Source organism: Acinetobacter sp. C13, assembly GCF_016809775.1.
GTDB lineage: Bacteria > Pseudomonadota > Gammaproteobacteria > Pseudomonadales > Moraxellaceae > Acinetobacter > Acinetobacter pittii.
In genome coordinates this window covers 1-1284 of sequence record NZ_JAFBJL010000014.1, presented here as the reverse complement: position 1 = coordinate 1284, position 1284 = coordinate 1, and the positions used below count along the sequence as shown (strand labels likewise).

General features: G+C 51.0%; 1 protein-coding gene. It reads right to left on the bottom strand.

Annotated features, from left to right (window positions below; translation table 11 throughout):
* Positions 1–1284, bottom strand: a 1284-nt coding sequence (locus JGE69_RS17965; RefSeq protein WP_227616442.1) for an Ig-like domain-containing protein, incomplete at both ends; no start/stop codon positions are given.

Sequence of the window (1284 nt, the reverse complement as noted above, 5' to 3'; positions counted from 1 at the left end):
TGCCTGCAGGATCTGTTGCAGTCACGGTAATGGTGTGTGGACCATCAGTTAACGCAGGAAGTGTATTGTCTGCAAGCGTCCAGGTGCCGTCACCATTGTTCACTGCCGGATAGTCAACACCATCCACGTTCACAACCACTGTTGCTGTCGGATCGTTCACTGTACCAGTGAGTGCTGGTGTACTATCGTTAGTGAGTACATCATCAAGTGCTACTGTCGGCGCAACCGCATCAACCACAGCTGTTGCCGGGCCTGATGTATTGCCAGCAGGATCTTCTGTTACTGCCGTTACTGTATCACCATCATTTAAGCCTGGGTTTGGCACAGTCCAAGTACCATCCGGTCCTGCTACAACACTTGCTGTACTACCGTCCGGATAAGTTACTGTTACTGTTGAACCAGGTTCTGCTGTACCTGTAATTGGGTCTGTCCCGTTAACCGGGTCAATCACTGGTGCTGCTGGAGCAGCTGTATCAACTGTCACAACACCTGTATCTGTACCTACGTTACCTGCTGCATCTGTTGCAGTCACGGTAATGGTGTGTGGGCCATCAGTTAAAGCAGGAAGTGTATTGTCTGCAAGCGTCCAGGTGCCGTCACCATTGTTCACTGCCGGATAGTCAACACCATCCACGTTCACAACCACTGTTGCTGTCGGATCGTTCACTGTACCAGTGAGTGCTGGTGTACTATCGTTAGTGAGTACATCATCAAGTGCTACTGTCGGCGCAACCGCATCAACCACAGCTGTTGCTGGGCCTGATGTATTGCCAGCAGGATCTTCTGTTACTGCCGTTACTGTATCGCCATCATTTAAGCCTGGGTTTGGCACAGTCCAAGTACCATCCGGTCCTGCTACAACACTTGCTGTACTACCGTCCGGATAAGTTACTGTTACTGTTGAACCAGGTTCTGCCGTACCTGTAATTGGGTCTGTCCCGTTAACCGGGTCAATCACTGGTGCTGCTGGAGCAGCTGTATCAACTGTCACAACACCTGTATCTGTACCTACGTTACCTGCTGCATCTGTTGCAGTCACGGTAATGGTGTGTGGGCCATCAGTTAAAGCAGGAAGTGTATTGTCTGCAAGCGTCCAGGTGCCGTCACCATTGTTCACTGCCGGATAGTCAACACCATCCACGTTCACAACCACTGTTGCTGTCGGATCGTTCACTGTACCGGTTAACTCAGGTGTGCTGTCGTTAGTGAGTACATCATCAAGTGCTACTGTCGGCGCAACCGCATCAACCACAGCTGTTGCTGGGCCTGATGTATTGCCAGCAG